Here is a 23,466-nt window from a genome sequence, read left to right on the forward strand (position 1 = left end):
GGGACAGTTGCTCAAGCACCCGCACCCGCCGGACCCACCGGAGGTGTCCGGCAGGTCTGACGCGCGCGCCGCGCCTTTCGCCCCTGTTACGGAGCGACCGTGATGTGGTTGGGAACCGGGGGAGTGATCAACGGGTTCGCCGCGAAGTGGGCGGCGAAGGCGTCGATGTCGAGCGGGCCGCTCCACAGGTCGATGCCGCCGGTGAAGGCGAGGAACGCGTCACCGCCGCCGACGAGGAAGTTGTTGGCCGCGACCCTGATCGTCTGGGTGTCCGTCACGTCGACCCCGTCGATCTTCATGGCGGAGACCTTCGAACCCCACGCCGCGCTCGCACTGTAGGTGTAGGTGAAGTTCGACGAGGGCTGCAGGATCTTGGTGAACGCCTGGGCGTTGGGACCACCGGTGAACTGCTGCTCCAGAACGGTCTTGAGCTGCGCACCGGTGAGCGTGACCACCTGCATGAGGTTGTTGAACGGCTGGACCGTGAACGCCTCGCCGTACGTCACCACCCCGTCGCCCTCACCGGCGGCCGAGCCCGCGTAGGTGAGGCCGGCCCGCACGCCGCCCGGGTTCATCAGGGCTATCTGGGCGTTGCCACCGGTCCTGGTCGCGGCGAGCTGGCCGTCGGCGATGAGGTTGCCCAGGGAGGACTCGCCGGACGCGGACGCGGCGTTGGTGATGTCCGCGGTGATCCTGCCGATCGGCCTGTTGGCCACCGGCGCGACACGGTCCTTCCAGGTCTGGACGAACGTGCTGATCTCCGGGTCGGGGGTGACGGTCCTGGTCACGACCTGGTTGTCGGCCACGACCGAGGAGCGCACGACGTCGCGGGTCCTGACGTCCACCTGGAAGTCGACCTTGGTGATGACGCGGCCGAAGGAGCCACCCTGGCTGTAGAGGCGGCCGGCGCCCTTGGGGTCGACCACCGTGCAGAGGTAGGCCTGGTGGGAGTGGCCGCTGAGGATCATGTCGATCTCGGCGTCGACCTGCGTGGCGATCCGGTTGCCCGTACCCGGCCGGGCGCTGCAGCTGTCGGGCGACTGGCCCGCGGTGACCTGGTCGCCCTCGTGGACGAGCACGACCTGGGCCTTGACCCCAACGAGCTTGAGAAGCCTGGACGCGACGTTCGCGGCCTTCACCTCGTCGATGAACTCAAGGTCCTTGATGCCCTCGGAGGTGACGATGCTCGGGGTGCTCCCGGTGACCAGGCCGATGAAGCCGACCGGCACGCCGTTCATCCAGCGGATCGCGACCGGGGGCAGGGCCGGGATGCCGTAGTCCTTGAGCAGGGCGCGCAGCGAGGCGGTGTTCGTCCCGCCCAGGGCGTCCAGCGCCTGCCTCTCCGCGCCCTGCGCGGGCCGCTTGAAGAGAACGTTCGCGCCGAGGTAGCTGTAGTTCGCGCCCTTCCACCTCCCCGCGGGCGAGCAGCCGTCCACCGGGTGACAGCCGCCGTTCATGATCCGCCTGAGCTCGGCGTATCCCTCGTCGAACTCGTGGTTGCCCACGGCGGAGGCGGTGACGCCGACCTTGCCGAGAAACTCCACGGACGGCTCGTCGTGGTAGGCCGCGGAGATCAGGGGGGTCGCGCCGATCAGGTCGCCCTGGGCGACCTTCAGCGTGTTCTTGTCGGACAACTGCTTGAGGTGGGTGGCGACGTACACGGCACCGCCCGCTTCGACGGTGGCGCCGGTCTCGTCCACCATGCGTCCGGACGAACCGGTCGGCGGTTCGAGGTTGCCGTGGAAGTCGTTGAGGGAGAGCAGGCGGACCGGCACCGTCTTGGCAGGCTTGTTGACCGCTTCGGCAGGCCCCATGGCGAGCGCGACACCGGCACCGGCGAGCACGCACGCCATGGCCAGCCGCAGGAAGGAACGAGACATCATGGTCCACGACACTAAAGGGACTATCTGTGCAGGGAATGTCCGAGAGATAACGATTCACCAGGCCGGTAAATGGCGGCTTTTGCCAGTACCCGGTGCCCCCACGAGATACATACCCGCCTAGAGTCCACAGCATGAAAGCGCGTGTTGAACACCGGGGACTGCTCGGCGAACAAGAGGTGTCCGAGGTCCTCAGGGTGGTGGATGCGGCCACGAAGGCCGACGGGGTCCGGCCGGTCAACGAACATGTCATGCTGCACCTGCGCTACGGCGGCGACGAGCGGGCGAGAGCCGTACTCCTGTACGCCGGGGACGACCTGGCGGGCTACGCCCACCTGGACCCGACAGACCCCGTCGAGGGGCCCAGCGGAGAGCTGGTCGTCCACCCCGCCTTTCGCGGGCGGGGATACGGAAGGCGGCTGCTGCGGGCCGTGCTCGACCACGCCGGCGGGCGGCTGCGTCTGTGGGCGCATGGCGGACACCCTGCGGCCGATGCCCTCGCCCTGTCGGAGGGGTTCGAAAGGGCCAGGTCACTGTGGCAGATGCGCCGCTCCCTGTCCGTCGACATCGGTGATTTCGACCTCCCCGAGGGCGTGCGGCTACGCACGTTCGAACCCGGCACCTCAGACCAGGAGGCTTGGCTCGCCCTCAACGCCAAGGCCTTCGCCCACCACCCCGAGCAGGGGGCGTGGACGCTTGACGACCTCAAGCTGCGCGAGCGGGAACCCTGGTTCGATCCGGCCGGATTCTTCCTCGCCGTACGGCCCGGCGGCCCCGGGGGCGGTGACCGGCTGGTGGGTTTCCACTGGACCAAGGTGCACGGCGACGGCGACCACGCGCACGACCCGATCGGCGAGGTCTACGTCGTCGGCGTCGACCCCGCCGAGCAGGGCGGCGGCCTGGGCAGGTCACTGACCCTGGCGGGCCTGGCCCACCTGCGGTCACGGAACCTGACCCACGTGATGCTGTACGTCGACGAGAGCAACTCCGCGGCGATCCGCCTGTACAAGGGGCTGGGCTTCACCCGGTGGGACATCGACGTGATGTACCGGAAAAACAGCACCTGACGGTCCTCAGGCGGGCCAGGTTCCCCCGAGGGACCTGGCCCGCCCTCGGCGGCAGGACTACTCGATCATCCAGTGGAGCGCGAAGTAGGACAGCGCGGCGACGAGCGCGGCTGCCGGGATGGTGAGAATCCAGGCGGTCACGATGTTGCCCGCGACCCCCCAGCGCACGGCCGACAGGCGCTTGGTGGCGCCGACGCCCATGATCGCGCTGGTGATCGTGTGGGTGGTCGAGATGGGGGCACCGAAGCCGATGGCCGCGGTGTAGAGCACCGTCGCCGCGGCCGTCTCGGCGGCGAATCCCTGCGGGGGGTCGAGTGCGATGATCCGGCGGCCGAGCGTCCGCATGATCCGCCAGCCTCCCGCGTACGTGCCGAGCGAGATGGCCGTGGCGGCGGCGAGGATGACCCACTGCGGGATCGGATCGCCGTCATTCTGGTAGCCGCCGACCACGAGAGCCAGGAAGATGACGCCCATGGTCTTCTGCGCGTCCTGGAGACCGTGGCCCAGCGCCATCGCCGCCGCGGAGACGGTCTGCGCGTGCCGGAAGCCCCGGTTGGTCTTCGACGGCTGGGAGCGCCGGAACCCCCACAGAATACCGATCATGATGAGCCCGGCAAGGCTGAAGCCGATCACCGGGGACAGGATCATCGGGATGACGACCTTCTCCAGCACCCCGTCCCAGTGCACGTTGCTCGCCGAGGCGAGCGCGGCACCGACCAGGCCGCCGATCAGCGCGTGACTGCTTGAGGAGGGAAGGCCGAAGTACCAGGTGACGAGGTTCCAGGTGATCGCGCCGATCAGGCCCGAGCCGACGATGACGAGGCCGTGGCTTCCCTGCGGAGCGTCGATGATGCCTTTGCCGACGGTCGCGGCCACCTGTGTGCCAAGGTGCGCGCCCAGGAAGTTCATGGCCGCTGCCATGAACAGCGCGGCCCTCGGCGTCAGAGCGCGTGTTGAGACGGAGGTCGCGATCGCGTTCGCGGCGTCATGGAAGCCATTGGTGTAGTCGAACACCAACGCTATGACCACCACGCCGATGACGAGTGCGAGCGTGAGATCCACTTAGCTTTCCTTGACCGCGATCGACTCGATCGTGTTGGCCACGTGCTCGAAGGCGTCGGCGGCCATCTCGAGCTGATCGATGACCTCCTTCATCTTGAGCACCGTCAACGCGTCGTACTCCCCGCCGAAGAGCTTGGCGAGAAGGCGGCGGTAGACCTGGTCGGCCTGGTTCTCAAGCCGGTTGATCTCGATCCAGTACTCGTTGAGGTTCTTCATCGAGCGCAGCCGCGGCATGGCCTCGGCGGTGAGCTCCGCGGCACGTTCCAGAACCTCGACCTGCCGGACCACCTCTTTGGGAAGGTGATCGATCTGGTACAGGACGATGAGGTCGGCGGCCGCCTCCATGTAGTCCATCACGTCGTCGAGGTTCGAGGCGAGACGGTAGATGTCCTCGCGGTCGAAGGGGGTGATGAAGCTCTCGTTGAGCCGATTCATGATCGCGTGAGTACGCTCGTCACCGGCGTGCTCACATGCGCGCATCTTCTCGGCCAGAGCTTCCCTGTCCGATCCGTCGCTGATGATCTCTACCAGCAGACGGGACGCTGTGACGAGGTTGTTCGCCGAATCTGCGAACAAGTCGTAGTAGCTGTCCTCACTTGGTGTGAGACGGAGGCGCACGTCGTTCTCCAGATGTGCGGGGATGGTCCGCAGAGAAGGGTACGGGTTACCAGCGGAAATGCGAACTTCACCCGCTAGACACGCACTCTTCCCGATGTCGCTACCCGGCGACACACAGCTTGAGGCAGCCTTGAGGGCATCTTTCCGCTGACCGTTTTGCTGGTTTTCGGCCACAGTATGTCGAAGACAGAGCAAGTATGGGACTTCTCTACCCTCAAACGCCATCCCGCGTGTTGCCCGTACTCCCGGCCGGACCCCCCGCTCTCACCGGGTTTCCCTCCGGTTCCACCAAGGTCACCGGAACCGGCCGACCCCTGCGGAAAATCAGGGTGATTTACATCACGGTCACTCACTGAACCGCATTTGGACTGCTCACCGCAACCCTCCTCGCCCCCACCCGCGGACTGTCACTCATCCCCGTTCCCGTAGCCTTCCGTCCCCTCAGAGTCCCGGATGCCCCTCTTCTCCGGAAGGTCCCTCTTCCCCCGAGGGTCCCCGCCGATTCCTTCGGAAGGCCCCCGCCGGCTCCTTCGGAAGGCCCCGACGACGCGAAGGTTCACCCGCCACGACACCCGATCCGGCATGAAAATTCACCTTGAATTCATCTTTAGTTCATCTCAAGCCGGAAATGCGCCTTCACTGGGACCTGATCCCGCTGAAGAGCAGATGCCGGACCTCAGATCGGCGTCCGGTGGAAGTTGAGGTACGAACGGCTCGGCGTCGGCCCCCGCTGCCCCTGGTAACGCGATCCGTACTTCGCCGAACCGTAGGGATACTCCGCCGGCGAGCTGAGCTTGAACATGCAGAGCTGTCCGATCTTCATCCCGGGCCAGAGCTTGATCGGCAACGTCGCGACGTTGGAGAGCTCAAGCGTGACGTGCCCGCTGAAGCCCGGGTCGATGAACCCGGCCGTGGAGTGGGTCAGCAGGCCGAGCCTGCCCAGCGAGCTCTTCCCCTCCAGCCGCGAGGCGATGTCATCCGGCAGTGTGACGACCTCGTACGTGCTCGCCAGCACGAACTCCCCCGGATGCAGGATGAACGGCTCATCCTTCTCGGGCTCGACCGTCCGCGTCAGATCCGGCTGCTCGACGGCCGGATCGATGTGCGGGTACCGGTGGTTCTCGAAGACCCTGAAGTAGCGGTCCAGGCGTACGTCGACACTGGACGGCTGGATCATCTCCGGCTGGAAGGGATCGATCCTCACCCTCCCCGTCTCGATCTCGGCAACGATGTCACGATCGGAAAGCAGCACGTGAGGCAACCTACCAACGCCACACCCTCCCCGGGGCGGCGGCGCATACTCCCGATCTCGCTTCCCAAGGTGGGCGAGAGTCACCCAACTTTCCGCTACAGTGGTGGAGCGGAACACCGCTGCGGGTGTAGTTCAATGGCAGAACATCAGCTTCCCAAGCTGACAGCGCGGGTTCGATTCCCGTCACCCGCTCTGATATCAAAAGCCCAGCTCAAGAACGTGATCTAGAGCTGGGCCTTTCCTCGTTCCCCTGGCGCCGACGACTCCCGAGCAAGGCTGTCGCAGCTGAAGACCGCTACTGCGGAAGGAGCAGCGGAAGCTTACAGACTGAGCCTAGAAGTGGCCGCCTGCAGCTTATGCGTTCGTGAGCTGTCGGTGATGCACCGTTAGAGGCTCGATTTCAGTGGTGTCGTCGTCGACGACGAGCTCGACGCGGAACCGAACCCCCATTGCCGCACCGAGGCGCAGCAGTGTCGCTATATCCGGAATGCCACCACCGCCCTCGATGCGAGACAGGGCGGGCTGGGACATCCCGGAGCGCTCCGCTACGACCTTCTGAGACAAGCCTCGGCGCTTACGGATCTCACGCAACTGGTCTCCAAGCTCCAGGTCACGGCCTGCCTGCTCGTACTCGGAGTGGGGCTGCGCATCCGCCTCCATCTCGCGCAGACGCTTCGCCTTGTAGGTCTCCCAACGGCTGTGCCCCATCATGCGCTCCTCTCGAACACGTGCGTGGTGGTTAAGTCGTGCTCTGCCTCACACCGCTTCTTAGCAGCGATCGCTCGGTCGATGTCGGTGGTCTGTGTCCCATCCTGTGTCTTGCGGAAAACCGTCAGGATCACAATCACCTTGTTGGACGGCTTCCAGAAGGTCAACCGCCAGGTCGTGCGGTCGAGAGCAACACGCAGCTCGTGCACCCCTTCGGCATCCTTCAGCTTCTTCACGTGATCCCCATCAGGGATGCCACCAGTGACGAGGTAGTCGTCTACGTTCCGCATGACCCGCTGATAGAACGGAAAGGAAAGTCCGTCCAGCCAAGACTCCACCTCCGGCTCCAGGTCGATCTCCCACTGAGACATACCATCAATAGTATATGCACTCGATGGTAACCCGCGGCGGAGATGAGCACCAGGCCTGACCTCGTGTCCACTCCTCGATCTTGGTTGCCATCCCAGATCAGCCGCTATGCCCTCAGCTGAGCCCTTGGCCTAACTGAGGCGATAGTTGGCCCCGCCGGCCGTCCGCTAGGCCTGTACGGGGTTGAGGTCAGGGGGATTCGCTGCGTGGTGGTTTGCCGTCCTGGTAGGCCATCGCCATGGCACGTGGAGACTTCACCGATCACGCTGGCGCATGACCCCGTGCCCGTTGCGTGCCCGTCAGGAGGGGGAACAAGGGGGACTCACGGGGAACCACGGATACTCGGCCCCCTCCTCCGCAGGTCAGCCCTCTCCCAGCTCAGCCACCAGATGCGTTAGAGACTTCCCAAGCTGACAGCGCGGGTTCGATTCCCGTCACCCGCTCCACTCATGAAAGCCCAGGTCACGGATGAATTCCCGACCCGGGCCTTAGTCGTTTCCAGGACTTTTCGATCTTCTCGGGTCATTGGCTTTCACCCTGCGAGAGCCTTACCGCGTGGGCGAGCGCGGCTGTGAGTCGATGACCCGTAGTGGAAGCCAACTGGAGAGGCCGTGGCAGACGAAGCGTTCTACCTGAGATTTCAAGGCACCGCCCGTGACAGGTTACGTGATCGGGTAGGCGTCTTCCAGTTCATGGCGATCGGCCGGGAGAAGCACTTCAGCCACGACCAGGGCGTGACCGGCCGCGTCACGTACCGCCGCGTACACGCACAGCAGCGGGATGTTCTTCGGCATGCCGAGTCGCTTGGCCTCCTCGGTGGTGGGCATGCGCGCGACGATCTGTTCCACGATGTGGTCGAAGCGCACCCCCTTTCGCGACTGGAGATGCTCGCGAAGCCCTTCGGGCAGTGGGTCGGCGCTGGTCAGGTCGGTGCCCTCGGGCAGCTCCAGCGGCAACCACACCGAGACGATCTCGGTCGGTTCGCCGGCCCGGCTGACCAGGCGACGCCGCAGGAACGCCTTGCTCTTCGGGGTGATGTCCAGCAGGGCGGCGACCCGGTTGGGCAAGGCCAGCGCCGCCGCTTCCAGCACCTCGCCATCGGAGGCACTCTCGGGACCGGTCAGGTACGCCTGTCCGGGGCGAGGCTGTTCCATCGTCATCGCCGGACGACCACGTACGAAGCGTCCCTTGCCCTGCTGGGAGTCGATCCAGCCCTGTTCGTACAGATCCCGGCAGGCGGAGAGAGGGAAGAAGGACGCTGCGGCTGCATGGGGTGGGCCGCGCGCCGCTCTGCTGCCTGCCGGGATGTCGAAGAGCGCGACGGAGCAGCGGTAACGCTCTCCAGCACCCTCCGCGCTGGAGGACACCGCCCCGCCGCGCCCGCCTATCGACCGGCGTAGTCGGCCAGTACCTGGGCCGCGCCCGCCACGTCGTTGATCGGGTGGCGCTTCTCGGCCGACTGCCAGGAGTGGAAGGCGCCGCCGTAGCCGACGAACACCCACACCGGCAGGCCGACCTGTGGACGGGGAATCATCAGCGCACTGTCGTTGTCGCGCAGTTCGGCCCGTACGCCGAGCCGCAGCAACGCGTTCCGCAGCCGGGTGAGGGCATGCGCCTCGTTCTGCCGGCGTTCCTGCTGTAGGCAGGCCGCAGCGGCCTGCATGATCGGATTCATCTCACGTTCCTTTCGACCCGGCCGGTTGCGAGGCAGTCGAGACATTCCTGTTCTCCCTGCGTCTCGTGATCACCACTGCTCTCGCCGACGAGAAGGGCACGGCGCGAGCTGCGCAGCTTGGTACCACGTCCCCGGCACGCGGGGCAGGGGCGTGTCTCGCTGGTCTCCTCTGGCCGGGTCACCGTCGCCATCTCCTCGGATTGATCCGCGCTCCCTGCGGCGGAAAGCGGGCTGACGTACCGTGTTGCTCGATGGCAAGTCCACCGGCAAACGGAGCGTGACGGGACCCCTGCGCAGCCCCCTCTCCGCTCCCCTCTTGACTCCCCCTGCCGAGAGGAAAGGCTGTAGATGCCCGAGAAGGCACTGAATGCCCTGCTACGGGCATGGCGCAACGCCAACCGGCTCACCCGAGTCGAAATGGCCGACCAGATCAACTCCACCCCGACCGGAATTGCCGACCCCCTGGCCTGTGATCAAGAACGGGTCCGACGCTGGGAGACCGGAGACGTCAGGTGGCCCAGTACGCCCTACCGCCTGGCCCTGACTCAGCTCACCGGCCTGACACCGGAGGAGCTGGGTTTCTCCCGCCCTGTACGTGACGAGATCGTGAAAACACCTCCAGGCACCGCGGTTCCCGTCCTGACCAACGCTCCCCAAGGCGATCCGGCCCCTGATCACATGGGCGGCGTCACCTCACAGGTGGAGGAGGCCGAACTGCGCCTTGCCACCGATCGGCACATCACCGCCGCCCTCGACTGGCTCGACCAGCAAGCCGGATGGGAGCCAGGCGGCAGCCGGCTGTCCGAACCCATGGCATGGCTAGCGGAACATCCGGATCACTGGCGCACAGAGTGCACCGGGTTCGGCTTCAACCTCGTCAGCGGCAACTTCGAGTTCGCCTCGCTCATCGTCATCGACAACGAGGAATGGTGGACCCGCTTCGGCGGCCACACCACCGCGAACTGGGAATCCAGCGGCATGCGGCGCTACTCCACCCTCGACACCGACCTCATCGCCTCGCTACTCCGCGACCCCGCCTGGAGCAACGAAGGCCTGTTCGCCCTCTCCGAAGGACTCCGGCGACTCAGTGAGATCGGCGGCAGCCGCGTGAACCTACCGACCATCGAAGTGGAGCTATAACCATGGCCGACAACTGCTACACCGGCAACGCCACCAATGACGCCGACCAGTACCGGGGCTGGCTCATGGGCCACTTCGTCGACCCCGGAGCCGGAGGCATCCGCTCCACCGACGCGCTCGAAGTGAAGTGGGGCATCCACCCCGCCGGCCAGCAACGCCCCGAGTGGACTGCCGACGACCAACGCACCACTCTTCTGCTGCTGATCCAAGGCCGCTTCCGCCTTGACCTCAATCTGGGTAGCACGACCCTCGAACACCAAGGCGACTACGTCGTCTGGGGACCCGGCATCGACCATTCCTGGCAAGCCGAAGAAGACTCAGTCGTATTGACCGTTCGCTGGCCATCAATGCCGTCGAAGTAACATGCCCGGCCAGGTGCGATGCAGCGATGCTCAGCACTGCCGAGTTGTTCTCAGGAGGTATCTACAAGGGCACCGTCGCGCCGCCACCGCCCAGGCCCGCCCCCAAGCCCCGAACGATCACCGCGTGGATCGTGAGCCATCCTGATCATCTGCGACTCGACGACGCTCTCGACCTCAAGCAGGTCCGCGAAGCCTGCCCCGAGCTGGATGCCACTTTGCGCCATGTCCGCACCTTCGCGGTCATGATGCGTGACCTACGCGGTGATCGACTGCCCGGCTGGATCGACGGAGTTCACCACGACGACCTGCCCCACCTGCACCGCTTCGCTGACGGCCTGCGCTACGACATGGACGCCATCGTCGCCGGCATGTCGCTTCCCTGGAACTCCGGCCAGGCCGAGGGACAGAACACGCGAGTGAAGTTGATCCAGCGGCAAGGCTATGGGCGAGCTAACTTCGATCTGCTCCGAAAGCGGATCCTGCTCCGGACCTAAAAGTCGACCATCCCGAGATCAGCGACAGAGCCCGTTTCCCCGTACATACCTCTGCACGCCGGAGAGTACGCCGACACCACCCGGGGTACTGACGGTCGCGCCGCCGGGCGCCGATGGAGGACCGGGTCAGGCCGGACCCGGGTCGTCGGCGGGCCCGGCGGCAGCTCGGCGAGCAACGAGCCGAACGCTTTGCCATACCGCCACAGGTCGGAGGTGACCAGGGCAACCACGGTCATCTGACTGGCCCAAACCACAGGTCAACCGCCCTACGAGCGACGATCAACGCACTTCCCAAGTGACAGCGCGGGTTCGATTCCCGTCACCCGCTCCACGCTTCAAGGCCCAGGTCAGGGACGGATTCCCGACCCGGGCCTTAGTCGTTTCCAGAAATTCAACGACCACCTATGCCCGTTGCCTGCCCGATGGCTTCGGCACCTCTTCAACAGATCAGCTCGCCTCACGCAACGGCTGGAACTGGACACTGAGCCGCATCTCCAACGCCTCCGCAAGCCTCTCCAGCATCGGAATCGTCGGCATCGTCCCACCTGCTTCGAACCGCGCCACCGCGGGCTGCTTCAACCCTGTGCGCTCGGCCAGTTCGGCCTGAGTCAGCCCGAGCTGTTCGCGGCGCAGCCGTACCGCCTCACCAAGCTCGAAACGGATCCGCGCTGCTTCGTACGCGGCCCCCGCGCCGGGACGACTCATGATTTCTTCCCGCTTGTCGGCCCACGTCTTGCGCTCGCCCATTCCGCTCACTCCTCATCTGCCGTGTGAGCCTCAGCGATACATCGCTGCATGGCCCGCCACGCACGCTCGACTTCGGCAGTCTCACGCATCCGCTGCTTACGGAAGACCGTCAACAAGATGATCCGCCTGCCCGGTGCGATCCAGTAGCTGACGCGCACCGCCTCTCGTTCAAGATGAAAACGCAGCTCACGCAACTTGCCACGCAACTGCCGGGTGTAGGGCTCGTCGAGCAAGACACCCCGCTCGGCCAGCAGGTCGACATAGAACACCGCCGTCTCCTGACCTTCTTGATCAAGCGTGTCGAACCACTTGTCCACCTCTGGCTCCAGCTCCACCTCTCCCCAAGTCATAACACGGACGTTATACGGCGGGCAAGTGCCATACTCGCGGATCACGCAAACCCACAAGGAACCAAGCACTCCAGCCGGACAGCCAACCCGAATCCGCTTCTCCCGCGTGCAGACCGAGGCGGACGAGATGGTCAGGTGGGCAGGGTGTGGGTGCTGTACAGGTAAGACCAGGTCGCGAGCTGATCGCCGGGCCATTAGCGGGCCATTAACCAGGGTGACAAGGGGTCAACTATGGTTACTCACGACCGGCCCGAAGCCCAGGCCGGCAGCCCTACCAGCCGTGATCGATGCACTTCCCAAGCTGACAGCGCGGGTTCGATTCCCGTCACCCGCTCCACCCTCAAAGGCCCAGGTCAGGATGTGAATCCAGAGCGGGGCCTTAGTCGTTTTCGGAGCCTCTTCGATCTTCCGTGCCCGTTACGTGCCCGATGCCGGTGGATCTTCTTTCTTGAGGGCCGCTTCGGCGAGCTTTCCCATGCCGTCGGCGATCATCTGATCCCGCCCGTTCTCGGTGTGCAGATAGATCAGCGCCGCCCGCGTGGTCGAGTGCCCCATCCGGTTCATCAACTCCCGCAGCGTCACACCCGTTTGAGCAGCCGGTACGCCTTGGCCACGGTCACCGGCCCTACTCCCCCGTCCAGGAGCGTCTTGCGCCACTTGCGTACGTGAGCCGCCTTGATCTCACTCACGGCCAGGTTGCCGAAAGTCGGGACCAGGTGCAGGCGGAGCAGACCCTCGTAGAGCTGGACCGTCTTGGGTCGCAGGCCGGGGCGCTCGTTCACCCAGTCGGAGCCGTACTCCTTGAAGGCCACCTTGCCGAGGTCCGGGTTACTCCAGTCCTCCGCGAGGATCTCGGCCTCCTTCGACGTGAATGAAGGCGATCCGCCGTTCCTCGATCAGGCGACGGGGGAAGCGGACCGAGGTGTTCAGCCGCTCGGCCGCCTCTTCGACGGTGAGCAACCGGCCCTGTGCGAGTTCCGGGAGGAGCGAGTTGTGCTCTTGCTTGGTCTTCCTGGTCACTAGGGCACCATCTTTCTCGCAGGCACCACTACGGTGCTTGGTGAAGGGACTCGGCGGGAGCCGGGGTGACGGTCACATGGCCTCCTCTCGGTTGACCACGTCGGCGGAGATCCGGCAGACGTCGCTGTAGGGGGCCTTGAGGAGGTGAGCAGTGTCGAGATCGACAGTCACCGTCCCTTCGGCGAGGTCGGAGCCGTTGAATGTCCGCAGCCGCCGGAAGGGCAAGCCCTCGATCTCGGCCGGGGTGCCGTGCAGGGTGATTCTCATCAGGCCCCCTCAACCGTCAGCGGCAGCGTGTCAGCGGTGAACACGGCGACCATGTCGCGGATATCGGCATCGGAGACGTAGCCGGCACGGGCACGCATCGGTTCGGGTGAGGTCTCCAGACGGGTGTAGGCGATGCCCGCGCCGAGGTCCGGCTGAGGTGAGATCAGGTCGGCCAGCGCGCCCCGATCCCGAGCGCCGTCACCGAGGACCATGTCCACCTGTTCGGACTCGTCCAGCCGCAGCGCGATCTTGTCGGGGAACAGGTTGCGGATGCTCAGCACGTCCTTGCGCGGGTCCTGCAACGCCGCCAGGACACCGACCCCCACCGCACGGCCCTGTGTGGTCAAGGTCGCCAGTGCCGCCGAGATGCGGAGCTTGAGACCCTTGTCGGACTGATAGGCGGTCAGGAAGGCCACCTCGTCGACCACCACCAGGACGAACGGGTCATCGACGGTAGGGACATGGTTGCGCTGGACTCCCGCGAACCGGCCCGCACGCTCCTGCATGATCTCCACGGCCTTTTCCAAGAGATCGGCGCACTCGGCCGGGTCAGCGGCGTAGCGGTCGAACAGGTCACGGCCGAAAGACAGTTCCATCAGCTTGGGGTCCAGCGCCCAGATCTGCACCAGGCCCGCACGGACGGCAGGCAGCAGGCCCCGGATGGTGGACCAGATGACCGAGCCCTTGCCCGCCCCGGTGGCCCCGGCACCGAGTCGCTGATGTCCAGGCTGTCGCGCACGAAGGCGAACTCGGCCTCCTCGGCGGCGGCGAGCAGGGAGACGATCTGCAGCCGGGTCGGGGCGTGGATGACCGGATCGAGCTGCGGGGTCATCAGTTCGTCATCTCCGCCCGGCGAACGGTCCGCATGGACATCCATCGGGTCAGGATAGGCGTGGTGATCACCGCGGTCACGGTCATTGTGACGCCCATCACGGTCCCTGGGTAAGCGACGCCGAGCGCCTTCAACCCCACCGCCAACCCCACGCTTCCGAGTGTCGTGAGGACGATCCAGACCGCTAAGCCACCCCATGCCCATGGATCCACCACGGAGGGATGGGGGCGCACGGACTGGTTCCGAATCTCCATGACGTGATACGGCGGCTGCACGATCTCCACGCCCGGGAAGGCGCGGGCGTGCTGGATGGCGGCGACGGCGGCGCGCTCGTCGACCTGGCCCCAGTCGCCGCCGAACTGCCAGGTGCCGTAGCAGATCGGGCTGACCTGGAGCTCCGTGCGGCCCGTGTCCATGGCCTCTCCCTTCTCGGGAGCCGCCCCATGCACCGGTCATGGGAAGGGCAAAGAGCGCTTGGCCCAGCGGGGAGTCGTACCAACTGACCTGGTCGGCGGTGTAGACGTCCGGGCGTCCCTGGGCACCGGAGACTCCGCCAGGAGCAACCGGCCGACGGCAAGGGACACCGGCAGCGACCCGTCGCGAGGCAGACGCCCTGAAGCGGGTGCCAGACGCCCCGACGGGGCCGGCGCGTCCACGGGATACGTCCTGGTGCACGGTGTGCCGCCCACTACCACGACCTCGTCGACCCCCTGTCCGACGACGGCCTCGACGGCGGCCCGCGCCGCCAGCCGGATCTCCTCGACCTCGGCGACGCGCCCACCCGTGAGGCCCGGCAGCAGCACTGGTCGACGGGCAGCCCCAGGGACTCGCCGACGAAGTCCTTGTTCGACAGCGACACCAGCACCGGCCATCCGGTGGCGACCAATTCCGCCAACCGGCGGGTCACCTCCAGCGAGTGCCAGGTGTCCACGCTAATGATCAGATCGGGGTACCGCTCCCGGATCTCCGCCACGAAGGCGGCCGTACGGTCGATCTCCTCGGCCACGCCGACCTCGACCCCCGGAGCCGCCTTGACACCGCCGATGTCAACGATGTCCGCGCCTTCGGCTACGACCTCCTCTACCCGCCGCAGCGCCTGCTCGCGGGCGAAGGTGACACCCCTGTCGTAGAACGAATCGGGCGTGCGCGTCCCGAACCCGGCGCCCCGCCGCTGGGCGACGCCCATCAACTCGGCCGCCATCACTCCCAGATCGTGCACCGGCTGGTGCCGATGCCCCCGGCAGCCCAGATCCACCTGCGCCAGCGCGTCGAGGCCATGGCGATGAACAGCCGCCGGTAGAGGCCCTTCACCAGCAGCGTCTCGGGCCGGCTGAGCAACGGCCCGAGCAGACCGGTCACGAACCGGGGCGACCACACTGATCGTCTCCTCGGTGGCCCGTTTGGCCGCGAGGAGGCGTTCGATCGGCCAGGCCTCGGCGGCCGACGTGGACCGACGGAACCACACCTCAACCGGGTCGTTCAACTGCCCTGCCCCCTTGTTTTAGCGGCCAGATCCGCCAGAGAACGGTCTGCCGCCGGTCAGCTTTACGCCGGTGAGCGCTGCCAGCACGGTAGTGGCTCGTTTTTTTCAGGGCAAAACGACCTGCTACGGTCGGAACGTGGCGAACGCTGCGGACGAACGATTCACTCGGAGAAGGTGAGTACCGTCCGCGCCGCGCTGCCGGTCTCAAGGGCCGCGAAGGCCTGGGCGTAGTCGGTGAGGAGAAGCCGGGAACTGACCAGTTCGCCGAGTTGCAGCCGCCCGGCCCGGTAGGCGCGGATCAACTTGGGGATGTCCAGCTGGGGACTGGTGCTGCCCGCCACGGTGGTCATGATCCGCCGCTCCATCATGAGGTTCTCCCGCGTGACCGGGATGACGGACCCCGGTGGGCAGGAGCCGACCAGTACGGTGGTCCCGCCCCGGCGCAGCAGCTTGAGGGAGTCGGCGGCGAGCTGAGGGATCCCCACGACCTCGAAGGCGAAGTCGACGCCCTCGGGATGAATCGACAGGACCTGCTGGAACAGATCGACGGAGCCGACGTCGACGGTGTGCGTGGCGCCGAGCGTTCGTGCGAGCTCCAGCTTGTCGGGCTTGGTGTCGGCCGCGATGATCGACGTCGCGCCCGCGAGCCGTGCCCCCTGGATGACGTTGAGTCCGACCCCACCGCAACCGATCACGACCACGGCATCGCCAGGCTGGACCCGCGCGGTTTTGAGAGCGGCCCCGGTCCCGGTGACCACACCGCAGCCGAGAAGGCAGACCTGGTCCAGCGGGAGGTCAGGATCCACCTTGACCAACTGGGCGGCTCGCACGACCGAGAACTCCGCCATCGTGCCGGCGCCCATGAACGGGAACAGATCCTTGCCATCCAGCCGGACGCGGGTCCGACCATCGCTCATCACGCCGGTCATGGCGCGCAGGGTGTCCGGCCCGTTGCACAGCCAGGGCTTGGCGTCCACACAGTAGGAGCACTCGCCGCACGGTCCCACGAGTGTGATGATCACGCGGTCTCCGGGGCTCACCGACCGCACGCCCGGACCGACCTCCTCCACGACTCCCGCGCCCTCGTGACCGAGCACGCATGGGGCCTTCGCCACCGGGCTACGACCATTCACGACGTGGGCGTCCGAGGCGCACACCCCGGAGGCGACGATACGCACCAGCACCTCGCCCCGCTGGGGCGGCCACACCTCGACCTCCTCGAGGACGGGCTGACCGCCGTCCTCGAGCACGACGACGGCGCGGGCGATCCTGATACCTGTGGTCATGGCGCCAGTCTCGGGCCGGACCGTTACGCACGCCGTGACCGAACACCGTTAACGCCCTGGAAAGGCTGGGTCCAGGTCGAAGATCGCGGACCGACGAGGTCGCGGCGCCTTCTCGACAGAGCGTACGGACACACGGGACATCCGGCACCGTCGCGACGCCATGAGTGTGACGCGCATAACGTTCGAGGTAACAGCCTGGGTCCTCTACTCGCCGCTACCTGTCATCTCATGAAGGGCAAGTAGACCCAATGAAGCCCAAGATCCTGGTAACGGCTGTGGTCACCGCGTCCGCCCTCCTTCTGTCCAGCTGTGGGGGGGACGCCGAGAGCGGTTCCAGCGACTCGGCAGACTCGACGTTCAAGGTCCTGGTCGTGGCCTCACAGACCGGGCCACTGGCCGCTCTCGGAAAGCCGTTCCTTATTGGGCTGCAGGTCGCAGCCGACGAGCTTAACAAGGCGGGTGGCATCCTCGGGCAGCAGGTGGAGCTGAAGGTCCTGGACTCCCAGAGCGACCCGACAAAGGCCGTCAGCCTGCTTCAGCAGGAGCTCGCCGGCGGTGACCAGCCCGACCTCGTGTGGGACGGCACGATCAGCGCGGAGACTCTCGCCCTGCTCCCGGTGCTGAGCCAGCGCAAGATCCTCTCGATCGGCGCTACCGGCAACGAGGCGATCAACGACCCCGAGAAGTATCCCTACACCTTCCACTCGTCCGCACACCAGGCGACCGACGGAATGCCGGCGAACGTCGCGGCCATGCAGGAACTCGGCTGCAAGTCCGTCGGCCTGCTGGCACCCAACGACGCGAGTGGTGAGCCGGTACGCGACAACTATCCCGCGGGATTCGAGAGCGCGGGGTTGCCGTTGACCGTCGAGGAGTACGCGACCGGGGACATCGACATGACGGCTCCGCTGGCCCGGTTGGAGTCCGCCGGCGTGGACTGCGTCGTCGCGTTCGCGGCGGGCCCGGCGGCGCCGTACGTGATCAAGAGCCGCGCCAAGTCCGGCTGGGACGCCCCGCTGATGTTGAACGAGGCGATTACCACCGACGTGTACAACCTCGTCAGCCCGGAGGAGCTCGAAGGCGTCTCCATTCACACCTACGCCATCAACGCCTACCGTGAGCCGGCCGCCCGGACCCCCGCCTATACCTCGCTTCAGGCCGGGCTCAAGGCCAAGGGGAATATGGAGGCCGTCCTGCTCAACTACGCGTGGCCGCACGACCTGCTCCAGCTGGTGGCCATGGGCGTCAGGCAGGCAGGCTCCACCGACCCGGACCAGGTCAAGCAGGCGCTGGAGAATCTCGAGCAGCCGGCGGAGCAGGACCGTCCCTACGTCGCTTACACGACGATGGCATGGAGCGCCACCGACCACTTCATCGACGCGGGCGAGAACGACTACGCCGTCGTCAAGTCGGTCACGCCCCTCGAGGACGGGACCTGGAAGTAGTGACAGCGCCGGGAGGTCCGGCCCCGTCATGGTCGGGCCTCCCCCAGCGTCGCGGCACGAGCCAGGTCGGCCACAGCAAGCTCAGCGCGCCGGGGAGACGACGACGGCCGGAAGCGGTATGACCCGGCTCACGTAATGCCCCTCATAACGACGCAACGGAACTTTGAGCAGTTGGAAACATCTGAGGTTGCCATTGAACAGGGAGCGCGCCATGCCCCACATTTCTGTCCTAGGCCCGCTCGCAACGAGGTGGGCGACATGTTGACCATTTGGCATGGTATCTCGACCGGGGCGGTCCTGGCCTTGGTGGCGATCGGGTTCAACATCGTCTACGTCGCGTCGGGGACGCTGAACTTCGCCCAGCCTGAGTTCCTGGTGGCGGGCGCGTTCGTATCGTACCTGACCACCTCGACCCTCAACTGGCCCGTGGTGATGGCGATCCCCATCGGCCTCGCGGTCGGTGCGGTCATCGGAATACTTGAGGAACGGATAGCCATCCGGCCGCTGCGCGCCGGTGGCCACGGTGAGCTGGTCACGACGCTCGGCTGGTCGGTGGTCATGGTCAGCGTCATCCTGCTGATCTGGGGTCCGGACCCACTGGAACTGGAAGGGTTCGGCTCTCGCACCGTCATCGACTTCATCGGTGGCCGGGCCTCGATCAACGAGTTCGTGATCGTGGCGCTCGCCGTCGCGACCGCCATCGGCTTCCACGTCTGGCTGCGAGCCACCCTCGCCGGTCTGGCGAACCTCGCGACGGCAGAGGACAGGGAGGCCGCGACGCTGCGCGGCATCAACGTCAAGCTCCTGTCCACCGTCGCCTTCGCCATGGGCGGAGGGCTGCTCGGGGCGCTGGGCCCCGTCGTCGGCCCGCAGACCTACGCCATCTTCAACCTCGGAGCGCTGCTCGTCATGCACGCCTTCGTTGTCTTGACCATCGGCGGATACGGCAGCAACCTGGGCGTCCTGGTCGGCGCGCTCGCCGTGGGTGTGACGGAGTCCCTGAGCGCCCGGTACCTGGGCGCGTCGTACGCCAACCTGTCCCTGTTCGTCCTGCTGATGGGCGTGCTGCTGCTGCGGCCCCAGGGGCTGTTCGGGATGCGATCGGAGCGAGTGGTATGAGTGTGCTGAAGTCCTCGTTCCAGACCGCCGAGCGGCTACCACTGTGGCTCATCCCGCTCGGTCTGGGCGTGCTGCTGTTGTTCGGCCCGCTGCTGGGGATGAACCAGTCATGGACGCGCCAGTTCATGCTGATCGCGATCTTCACGTTGGTCGTGAGCGGTCTGAACCTGAGCTTCGGCTACGCCGGAGAGCTCTCACTCGGTCAGGTCGCGATCTACGCCGCTGCCGCCTACACCAGCGGCATCATGGCGATCCGAGGGTGGGACCTGGCGCTGGAACTGCTCGCGGGTGTGGTCGTCGCCGCTGTGCTCGGTTTCGTGTCGGGCATACCTGGAGCTCGGCTGGCCGGCTGGGGACTGGCCATGTCGTCGTTCTTCCTGGTGATCATGATTCCGGACGCCGTCAGCCTCTTCAGGGAGTACACCGGCGGCTACTCGGGCCTGGCCGGCATCCCTCCGGCCACCCTGTTCGGAGTCCCGTTGGAACCGGACGCCTTCTACATGGTCGTGATCGCGGTGATGATCTTGTGGCTCGCGGTCATGCGAAACATCGTCAAGTCACGTCACGGCGGAGCCCTTCAGGTGCTGCGCCAGAGCACCGTCCTGGCCTCGTCGCTCGGTATCAACGTCTACCGGACCAAGATGACCGCCTACGTGCTCGGCGCCGTACCTGCGGGGCTCGCGGGCGTGCTGTTCGCCCACGTGGATCTCTACCTCGCGCCCGAGTCCTTCACCTTCCAGCTCTCCATCGCCTTCATCGCGGCCAGTGTCCTTGGCGGGTCGGCCAGCATCTACGGTGCGTTCATCGGCGCCTTCCTGCTGCAGATCGGCCCGATGCAGACGGCCGGGTTCGCCCAGTACGCGCTGGTGGCGTACGGCGCGTTCCTGCTGCTCGGCGGGGTGTTCCTCCCCGGCGGAGCCGCTGGGCTCGCGCGGCAGGTCCTCGGCTTCGCGAAGTCCCGCCTCACCGACCCGGAGCCGACCCGCCGAACAGCCGCCGCCGAAGCGACCATCGACCCCATCCAGGGCAAGGCGCTGGAGGTCGAGGGCGTCGTGAAGGAATTCGGTGGGGTCAAGGCCGTGTCCGGGGTGTCCCTCGCCGCGTTGCCGGGACAGGTCACCGGTCTGATCGGCGGCAACGGATCGGGGAAGACCACGATCTTGAACATCGTCTCCGGCTTCTACCGCGCCGACCACGGCACAGTCTCGCTGGCCGGCAAGGTGATCGGCGCCCAGGCGCCTCACCACGTCGCCCGTCGCGGCGTGGCTCGCACCTTCCAGACACCCGTGATCCCCCGGTCGCTCACCACGCTCGAAGTGCTGGCCACAGCGCGGTACGCCGGCCACTACGCGGGCATAGCGGCCGCGGTCCTCAGACTCCCGCCGTACCGACGGCAGCGGGCGCTCGACCATGAGAAGTCGTTGAACGTCCTGCGGATGCTGGGCATCGAGCACCTGCAGCACGTCGCCGCGGCGTCGTTGCCCCTGGGGAGCCGTCGCATGGTCGAAGTCGCCCGCGCCCTGGTGGCCGAGCCGGCCGTACTGCTCCTGGACGAGCCGGCCTCAGGTCTGGACGAGGGAGAGGTCGAGGACCTTGGCCGCCTGATCCGCCGGGTCGCCGACCTCGGCACGACGGTCCTGCTGGTCGAGCACAACTTCGGGCTGATCTGCGAGGTGTCCGATGTCGTGCACGTGCTGGAGTTCGGTCGCCTGATCGCCTCGGGCACTCCCGACCAGATCCAGCAGAATCCGGTCGTGGTTCGCAGCTACCTGGGCGACGACGTCGAAGCCGTGCTCGAACCGACTGATGCGGCGGCCACCGTTGCTCTCGAAATGGGAGGTCATCATGACTGAGCCCGCGCTGGACCTGAAGGGGATCACCGCCGGCTATGGGGACATCAGGGTCCTGTGGGACGTCTCGCTGTCGGTGTGGGCCGGCGCCTGCACGCTCCTTCTCGGGAGGAACGGCGCCGGCAAGTCGACCGCCCTCCTCACCGCGTCGGGTGTCATCCGGCCCTCATCGGGAGGGGTGCGCTTCCAAGGCGAGGACCTGACCTCGATGCCCGCTCATCGCCGGACCCGGGCTGGTCTGGCCCTCGTGCAGGAGAACAAACGCGTCTTCAAGCGGCGGACCGTCGAGCAGAACCTCGTGCTCGGCGGGTACTCCATGAACAAGAACGACCGCAGACAAGCGATGGAGGAGGCGTACTCCCGGTTCCCGATCCTCGCGGACAAGCGGAAGGCCCTGGCGGGCTCCCTCAGCGGAGGGCAGCAGCAGATGCTGGCCATCGCACAGGCGCTGATGCCCTCCCCGACCGTGCTGATGCTCGACGAGCCGTCGGCAGGACTGGCGCCCTCGATCGTCAAGGAGGTCCTGCACATCGTCGATCGGCTCAAGAGCGAAGGGATCGGGATCCTGCTCGTCGAGCAGCTCGTGGACAAGGCGATGCCGGTGGCCGACCATGTCGTGCTCCTGGATCACGGCCGCGTGACCCTGTCGACGCCGGCCAAGGACATCGAAGATCTTTCGGGACTTCGCGAGGCGTACATGGGACACAGGCGTCCAGAGACCGGCTCGGAGCCGGCCCTGACCGAATGACCGTCTCGGGCCACGCACACACCATCGCCGATTGCCCGACCCGGGCAATCGGCGTCCCCCGCTCGCGTCAGCGCAGGTAGCGGATGTGAACGTCGGCTACGCAGACCGGCCGGTCGCCGCCTTCGACCTCGGCTGTGACGCGGGCCGCGACCTGGAGTCCGCGCGGGACCTCGCTCACCTCGGTGATCGTGGCATGCGTGCGGATCCGGGAACCGGACAGGACGGGGGCGGGGAACCGGACCCGGTCCAGGCCGTAGTTGATGATGCTCGACGCGCCGTCGACCTTGAGCAGTTCGCCCAGGCGGGTGCCGGCCGCGGCCAGCGTGAGGTAGCCATGGGCGATGGTCTGGCCGAACGGGGTGTCCTTCGCGCGGACGGGGTCGAGGTGGATCCACTGGTGGTCCTCGATCGCGTCGGCGAAGGTGTCGATGCGGGACTGATCGACGACCATCCAGTCGCTGTACCCGAGGTCGCGACCGGCGGCGCCGCGCAGCTCGTCGAAGCTGATCGTGACGGTCACGCGATCAGCTCCAGGATCGTCGCGTTGGCCTGCCCGCCGCCTTCGCACATGGTCTGCAGGCCGTAGCGGATGCCGTTGTCGCGCATGTGGTGGACGAGGGTGGTGGCCAGCCGGGCGCCCGACCCGCCCAGCGGGTGCCCCAGCGCGATCGCGCCGCCGTTGGGGTTGAGCAGCTTCTGGTCCGCGCCGATCTCGGCGAGCCAGGCCAGCGTGACGGTGGCGAACGCCTCGTTGACCTCGAACGCGCCGATATCGGCCAGCGCGAGACCGCTGCGCCGCAACGCCTTGTGCGTGGCCGGGATCGGCCCCGTCAGCATGATTCCCGGTTCCGACCCGACCACGACGGCGGTGTGCACCCGCACGATCGGGGTCAGCCCGAGTTCACGCGCCCGCTGCGAGGTCGTGACCAGCAGCGCTGCCGCGCCGTCGCTGATCTGCGAGCTGTTTCCTGCGGTCACTACGCCGTCGGGCCGGAACGCCGGTTTGATCCCGCCGAGCGTCTCGAGCGTGCCCCCGCGGCGGATCCCCTCGTCGGCGTCGACCACCGTGCCGTCAGGAGTCGTGACCGGAATGATCTGGCCGGCGAACAGCCCGCCGTCGGCTGCGGCGGCGGCACGTTCGTGGGACTGCAGCGCGTACGTGTCCACGGCTTCCCGCGTGATCGACCAACGCCGGGCGATCTCCTCCGCGCCCAGCCCCTGGTTCGGGAAGTCCGCCCCGTAGCGGGCGACGTAGCCCAGCCCCAGCGGGGACTGGCCGTCGCTCATGGCCGAACCCATCGGGACCCGCGACATCGACTCCACGCCGCCGGCGACGGCGAGGTCGTAATGCCCGGCGATCACCGAGGCCGCGGCGAAGCTCAGCGCCTGCTGGGATGAGCCGCACTGCCGGTCGACGGTCGTGCCGGGCACCGACTCGGGCCAGCCCGCGCCGAGCACCGCGGTCCGCGCGATGTCGAAGGTCTGCTCGCCGATCTGGCTCACACAGCCCCACACCACGTCATCGACGAGCGCCGGGGCGATCCCCGCGCGGTCGGCCAGGGCGCGGAGCACGGTGGCGGACAGGTCGGCCGGGTGCACGCCGGACAGGCCGCCGTTGCGTTTACCGACGGGCGTACGGACGGCCTCGACGATGACGGCGTCACGCATGAGGGTTTCCTCTCGGGGATTGAT

At 66.7% G+C, this 23,466-nt stretch carries 28 protein-coding genes, 1 tRNA gene and 1 pseudogene; 9 read left to right on the top strand and 21 right to left on the bottom strand.

The features are described 5' to 3' along the window. Positions 1–86 precede the first annotated feature (86 nt). Positions 87–1,883 carry a bifunctional metallophosphatase/5'-nucleotidase gene (locus tag OIE13_RS27025; RefSeq protein ID WP_326828884.1) on the bottom strand — a complete coding sequence of 599 codons (1,797 nt, stop codon included), beginning with the start codon at positions 1,881–1,883 and terminating at the stop codon, positions 87–89. Between the two features lie 131 nt (positions 1,884–2,014). Here OIE13_RS27025 and mshD point away from each other — a divergent pair, with 131 nt between their 5' ends. Continuing rightward, positions 2,015–2,947, top strand: coding sequence for a mycothiol synthase (gene mshD, locus OIE13_RS27030; protein ID WP_326828885.1), 933 nt, complete (start codon positions 2,015–2,017; stop codon positions 2,945–2,947). 57 nt (positions 2,948–3,004) lie between these two features. On the opposite strand, the gene OIE13_RS27035 is transcribed toward mshD, so the two are convergent. The 3 genes from OIE13_RS27035 to dcd form a co-directional block, all read right to left on the bottom strand. Continuing rightward, complete coding sequence (locus OIE13_RS27035; RefSeq protein WP_326635311.1) at positions 3,005–4,009, bottom strand: inorganic phosphate transporter; 1,005 nt, start codon at positions 4,007–4,009, stop codon at positions 3,005–3,007. Then, a complete protein-coding gene (locus OIE13_RS27040; RefSeq protein WP_030924556.1) occupies positions 4,010–4,627 on the bottom strand; it encodes a DUF47 domain-containing protein in 618 nt (205 codons plus the stop codon). It lies immediately after the preceding gene. A 676-nt stretch (positions 4,628–5,303) separates the two neighbouring features. Then, entirely contained in the window at positions 5,304–5,879 is a 576-nt protein-coding gene (gene dcd / locus OIE13_RS27045; protein WP_326635309.1) for a dCTP deaminase, read from the bottom strand. Positions 5,880–6,000: 121 nt separating this feature from the next. On the opposite strand from dcd, the gene OIE13_RS27050 reads away from it, so the two are divergent. Then, positions 6,001–6,071: transfer RNA gene (locus OIE13_RS27050), tRNA-Gly, on the top strand. Between the two features lie 162 nt (positions 6,072–6,233). Here the strand turns inward: OIE13_RS27050 and OIE13_RS27055 are convergent. From OIE13_RS27055 to OIE13_RS27070, 4 genes are all read right to left on the bottom strand, one after another. After that, positions 6,234–6,590 carry a helix-turn-helix domain-containing protein gene (locus tag OIE13_RS27055; protein ID WP_326635308.1) on the bottom strand — a complete coding sequence of 119 codons (357 nt, stop codon included), beginning with the start codon at positions 6,588–6,590 and terminating at the stop codon, positions 6,234–6,236. Further along, positions 6,587–6,958 carry a type II toxin-antitoxin system RelE/ParE family toxin gene (locus OIE13_RS27060; RefSeq protein WP_326828886.1) on the bottom strand — a complete coding sequence of 124 codons (372 nt, stop codon included), beginning with the start codon at positions 6,956–6,958 and terminating at the stop codon, positions 6,587–6,589. The genes OIE13_RS27055 and OIE13_RS27060 overlap by 4 nt, the downstream gene beginning before the upstream one ends. 660 nt (positions 6,959–7,618) lie before the next feature. Continuing rightward, positions 7,619–8,323, bottom strand: coding sequence for a GntR family transcriptional regulator (locus OIE13_RS27065; RefSeq protein ID WP_326635303.1), 705 nt, complete (start codon positions 8,321–8,323; stop codon positions 7,619–7,621). A gap of 17 nt (positions 8,324–8,340) precedes the next feature. Next, the gene (locus OIE13_RS27070) at positions 8,341–8,631 is read right to left on the bottom strand and encodes a hypothetical protein (RefSeq protein WP_326828887.1); all 291 of its coding nucleotides are present in this window, start codon (positions 8,629–8,631) and stop codon (positions 8,341–8,343) included. A 348-nt stretch (positions 8,632–8,979) separates the two neighbouring features. Here OIE13_RS27070 and OIE13_RS27075 point away from each other — a divergent pair, with 348 nt between their 5' ends. Genes OIE13_RS27075 through OIE13_RS27085 form a run of 3 tightly spaced genes read left to right on the top strand, consistent with a single transcriptional unit; the run spans position 8,980 to position 10,627 of the window. Beyond that, on the top strand, positions 8,980–9,771 hold the full coding sequence (locus tag OIE13_RS27075; protein WP_326828888.1) for a helix-turn-helix domain-containing protein: 792 nt from the start codon (positions 8,980–8,982) through the stop codon (positions 9,769–9,771). A 2-nt stretch (positions 9,772–9,773) separates the two neighbouring features. Further along, on the top strand, positions 9,774–10,133 hold the full coding sequence (locus OIE13_RS27080) for a signal peptidase I (RefSeq protein ID WP_326635298.1): 360 nt from the start codon (positions 9,774–9,776) through the stop codon (positions 10,131–10,133). Positions 10,134–10,159: 26 nt separating this feature from the next. Then, complete coding sequence (locus OIE13_RS27085) at positions 10,160–10,627, top strand: transposase (protein ID WP_326635296.1); 468 nt, start codon at positions 10,160–10,162, stop codon at positions 10,625–10,627. 447 nt (positions 10,628–11,074) lie between these two features. Here the strand turns inward: OIE13_RS27085 and OIE13_RS27090 are convergent, their stop codons facing one another. The 11 genes and pseudogenes from OIE13_RS27090 to OIE13_RS27145 all read right to left on the bottom strand — a co-directional run bounded on the left by OIE13_RS27090 (position 11,075) and on the right by OIE13_RS27145 (position 16,612). Beyond that, positions 11,075–11,374 carry a helix-turn-helix domain-containing protein gene (locus OIE13_RS27090; protein ID WP_326635294.1) on the bottom strand — a complete coding sequence of 100 codons (300 nt, stop codon included), beginning with the start codon at positions 11,372–11,374 and terminating at the stop codon, positions 11,075–11,077. Between the two features lie 5 nt (positions 11,375–11,379). Beyond that, positions 11,380–11,724: a type II toxin-antitoxin system RelE/ParE family toxin gene (locus OIE13_RS27095; RefSeq protein WP_326635292.1), complete on the bottom strand. Its 345-nt coding sequence runs from the start codon at positions 11,722–11,724 to the stop codon at positions 11,380–11,382. 417 nt (positions 11,725–12,141) lie between these two features. Beyond that, the gene (locus OIE13_RS27100; protein WP_326635291.1) at positions 12,142–12,306 is read right to left on the bottom strand and encodes a hypothetical protein; all 165 of its coding nucleotides are present in this window, start codon (positions 12,304–12,306) and stop codon (positions 12,142–12,144) included. Next, on the bottom strand, positions 12,303–12,536 hold the full coding sequence (locus OIE13_RS27105) for an N-terminal phage integrase SAM-like domain-containing protein (RefSeq protein WP_326635289.1): 234 nt from the start codon (positions 12,534–12,536) through the stop codon (positions 12,303–12,305). Before OIE13_RS27105 ends, OIE13_RS27100 begins: the two co-directional genes overlap by 4 nt. 16 nt (positions 12,537–12,552) lie before the next feature. Beyond that, positions 12,553–12,744: an excisionase family DNA-binding protein gene (locus OIE13_RS27110; RefSeq protein WP_326635287.1), complete on the bottom strand. Its 192-nt coding sequence runs from the start codon at positions 12,742–12,744 to the stop codon at positions 12,553–12,555. A gap of 72 nt (positions 12,745–12,816) precedes the next feature. Beyond that, positions 12,817–13,011 (bottom strand): hypothetical protein, encoded by a 195-nt coding sequence (locus OIE13_RS27115; protein WP_326635286.1) that lies wholly within the window; start codon positions 13,009–13,011, stop codon positions 12,817–12,819. Further along, a pseudogene (locus tag OIE13_RS27120) lies at positions 13,011–13,727 on the bottom strand (FtsK/SpoIIIE domain-containing protein); the annotation flags it as partial. The pseudogene OIE13_RS27120 and the gene OIE13_RS27115, both read right to left, overlap by 1 nt. 115 nt (positions 13,728–13,842) lie before the next feature. Next, the gene (locus tag OIE13_RS27130; protein ID WP_326635283.1) at positions 13,843–14,259 is read right to left on the bottom strand and encodes a hypothetical protein; all 417 of its coding nucleotides are present in this window, start codon (positions 14,257–14,259) and stop codon (positions 13,843–13,845) included. Positions 14,260–14,531: 272 nt separating this feature from the next. Further along, a complete protein-coding gene (locus OIE13_RS27135) occupies positions 14,532–15,044 on the bottom strand; it encodes a dihydropteroate synthase (protein ID WP_326828889.1) in 513 nt (170 codons plus the stop codon). Next, positions 15,044–15,220: a hypothetical protein gene (locus tag OIE13_RS27140; RefSeq protein WP_326635279.1), complete on the bottom strand. Its 177-nt coding sequence runs from the start codon at positions 15,218–15,220 to the stop codon at positions 15,044–15,046. The genes OIE13_RS27135 and OIE13_RS27140 overlap by 1 nt, the downstream gene beginning before the upstream one ends. 267 nt (positions 15,221–15,487) lie before the next feature. Next, positions 15,488–16,612: an alcohol dehydrogenase catalytic domain-containing protein gene (locus tag OIE13_RS27145; protein ID WP_326828890.1), complete on the bottom strand. Its 1,125-nt coding sequence runs from the start codon at positions 16,610–16,612 to the stop codon at positions 15,488–15,490. A 248-nt stretch (positions 16,613–16,860) separates the two neighbouring features. Here OIE13_RS27145 and OIE13_RS27150 point away from each other — a divergent pair, with 248 nt between their 5' ends. The 4 genes from OIE13_RS27150 (at position 16,861) to OIE13_RS27165 (ending at position 21,774) form a co-directional block, all read left to right on the top strand. Next, entirely contained in the window at positions 16,861–18,057 is a 1,197-nt protein-coding gene (locus OIE13_RS27150; protein WP_326828891.1) for an ABC transporter substrate-binding protein, read from the top strand. 258 nt (positions 18,058–18,315) lie between these two features. Next, entirely contained in the window at positions 18,316–19,176 is an 861-nt protein-coding gene (locus tag OIE13_RS27155; RefSeq protein ID WP_326635276.1) for a branched-chain amino acid ABC transporter permease, read from the top strand. Then, a complete protein-coding gene (locus OIE13_RS27160; RefSeq protein ID WP_326828892.1) occupies positions 19,173–21,029 on the top strand; it encodes a branched-chain amino acid ABC transporter ATP-binding protein/permease in 1,857 nt (618 codons plus the stop codon). Before OIE13_RS27155 ends, OIE13_RS27160 begins: the two co-directional genes overlap by 4 nt. Beyond that, positions 21,022–21,774 (top strand): ABC transporter ATP-binding protein, encoded by a 753-nt coding sequence (locus tag OIE13_RS27165; RefSeq protein WP_326635274.1) that lies wholly within the window; start codon positions 21,022–21,024, stop codon positions 21,772–21,774. The genes OIE13_RS27160 and OIE13_RS27165 overlap by 8 nt, the downstream gene beginning before the upstream one ends. 67 nt (positions 21,775–21,841) lie before the next feature. On the opposite strand, the gene OIE13_RS27170 is transcribed toward OIE13_RS27165, so the two are convergent. Beyond that, positions 21,842–22,294 carry a MaoC family dehydratase gene (locus tag OIE13_RS27170; RefSeq protein WP_326635273.1) on the bottom strand — a complete coding sequence of 151 codons (453 nt, stop codon included), beginning with the start codon at positions 22,292–22,294 and terminating at the stop codon, positions 21,842–21,844. Next, a complete protein-coding gene (locus tag OIE13_RS27175) occupies positions 22,291–23,442 on the bottom strand; it encodes a thiolase family protein (RefSeq protein WP_326635272.1) in 1,152 nt (383 codons plus the stop codon). The genes OIE13_RS27170 and OIE13_RS27175 overlap by 4 nt, the downstream gene beginning before the upstream one ends. Positions 23,443–23,466: the final 24 nt, after the last annotated feature.

It is taken from the genome of Streptosporangium sp. NBC_01810, from assembly GCF_035917355.1.
In the GTDB taxonomy this organism is placed as follows: domain Bacteria; phylum Actinomycetota; class Actinomycetes; order Streptosporangiales; family Streptosporangiaceae; genus Streptosporangium.

Bases quoted from the DNA above. Each gene is read 5' to 3' on its own strand.
- OIE13_RS27025 (WP_326828884.1), bottom strand. From the start codon at position 1,883: ATGATGTCTCGTTCCTTCCTGCGGCTGGCCATGGCGTGCGTGCTCGCC.
- mshD (WP_326828885.1), top strand. From the start codon at position 2,015: ATGAAAGCGCGTGTTGAACACCGGGGACTGCTCGGCGAACAAGAGGTG.
- OIE13_RS27055 (WP_326635308.1), bottom strand. From the start codon at position 6,590: ATGATGGGGCACAGCCGTTGGGAGACCTACAAGGCGAAGCGTCTGCGC.
- OIE13_RS27060 (WP_326828886.1), bottom strand. From the start codon at position 6,958: ATGTCTCAGTGGGAGATCGACCTGGAGCCGGAGGTGGAGTCTTGGCTG.
- OIE13_RS27070 (WP_326828887.1), bottom strand. From the start codon at position 8,631: ATGAATCCGATCATGCAGGCCGCTGCGGCCTGCCTACAGCAGGAACGC.
- OIE13_RS27075 (WP_326828888.1), top strand. From the start codon at position 8,980: ATGCCCGAGAAGGCACTGAATGCCCTGCTACGGGCATGGCGCAACGCC.
- OIE13_RS27080 (WP_326635298.1), top strand. From the start codon at position 9,774: ATGGCCGACAACTGCTACACCGGCAACGCCACCAATGACGCCGACCAG.
- OIE13_RS27085 (WP_326635296.1), top strand. From the start codon at position 10,160: ATGCTCAGCACTGCCGAGTTGTTCTCAGGAGGTATCTACAAGGGCACC.
- OIE13_RS27090 (WP_326635294.1), bottom strand. From the start codon at position 11,374: ATGGGCGAGCGCAAGACGTGGGCCGACAAGCGGGAAGAAATCATGAGT.
- OIE13_RS27095 (WP_326635292.1), bottom strand. From the start codon at position 11,724: ATGACTTGGGGAGAGGTGGAGCTGGAGCCAGAGGTGGACAAGTGGTTC.
- OIE13_RS27115 (WP_326635286.1), bottom strand. From the start codon at position 13,011: ATGAGAATCACCCTGCACGGCACCCCGGCCGAGATCGAGGGCTTGCCC.
- OIE13_RS27130 (WP_326635283.1), bottom strand. From the start codon at position 14,259: ATGGACACGGGCCGCACGGAGCTCCAGGTCAGCCCGATCTGCTACGGC.
- OIE13_RS27135 (WP_326828889.1), bottom strand. From the start codon at position 15,044: ATGGCGGCCGAGTTGATGGGCGTCGCCCAGCGGCGGGGCGCCGGGTTC.
- OIE13_RS27145 (WP_326828890.1), bottom strand. From the start codon at position 16,612: ATGACCACAGGTATCAGGATCGCCCGCGCCGTCGTCGTGCTCGAGGAC.
- OIE13_RS27150 (WP_326828891.1), top strand. From the start codon at position 16,861: ATGAAGCCCAAGATCCTGGTAACGGCTGTGGTCACCGCGTCCGCCCTC.
- OIE13_RS27155 (WP_326635276.1), top strand. From the start codon at position 18,316: ATGTTGACCATTTGGCATGGTATCTCGACCGGGGCGGTCCTGGCCTTG.
- OIE13_RS27160 (WP_326828892.1), top strand. From the start codon at position 19,173: ATGAGTGTGCTGAAGTCCTCGTTCCAGACCGCCGAGCGGCTACCACTG.
- OIE13_RS27165 (WP_326635274.1), top strand. From the start codon at position 21,022: ATGACTGAGCCCGCGCTGGACCTGAAGGGGATCACCGCCGGCTATGGG.
- OIE13_RS27175 (WP_326635272.1), bottom strand. From the start codon at position 23,442: ATGCGTGACGCCGTCATCGTCGAGGCCGTCCGTACGCCCGTCGGTAAA.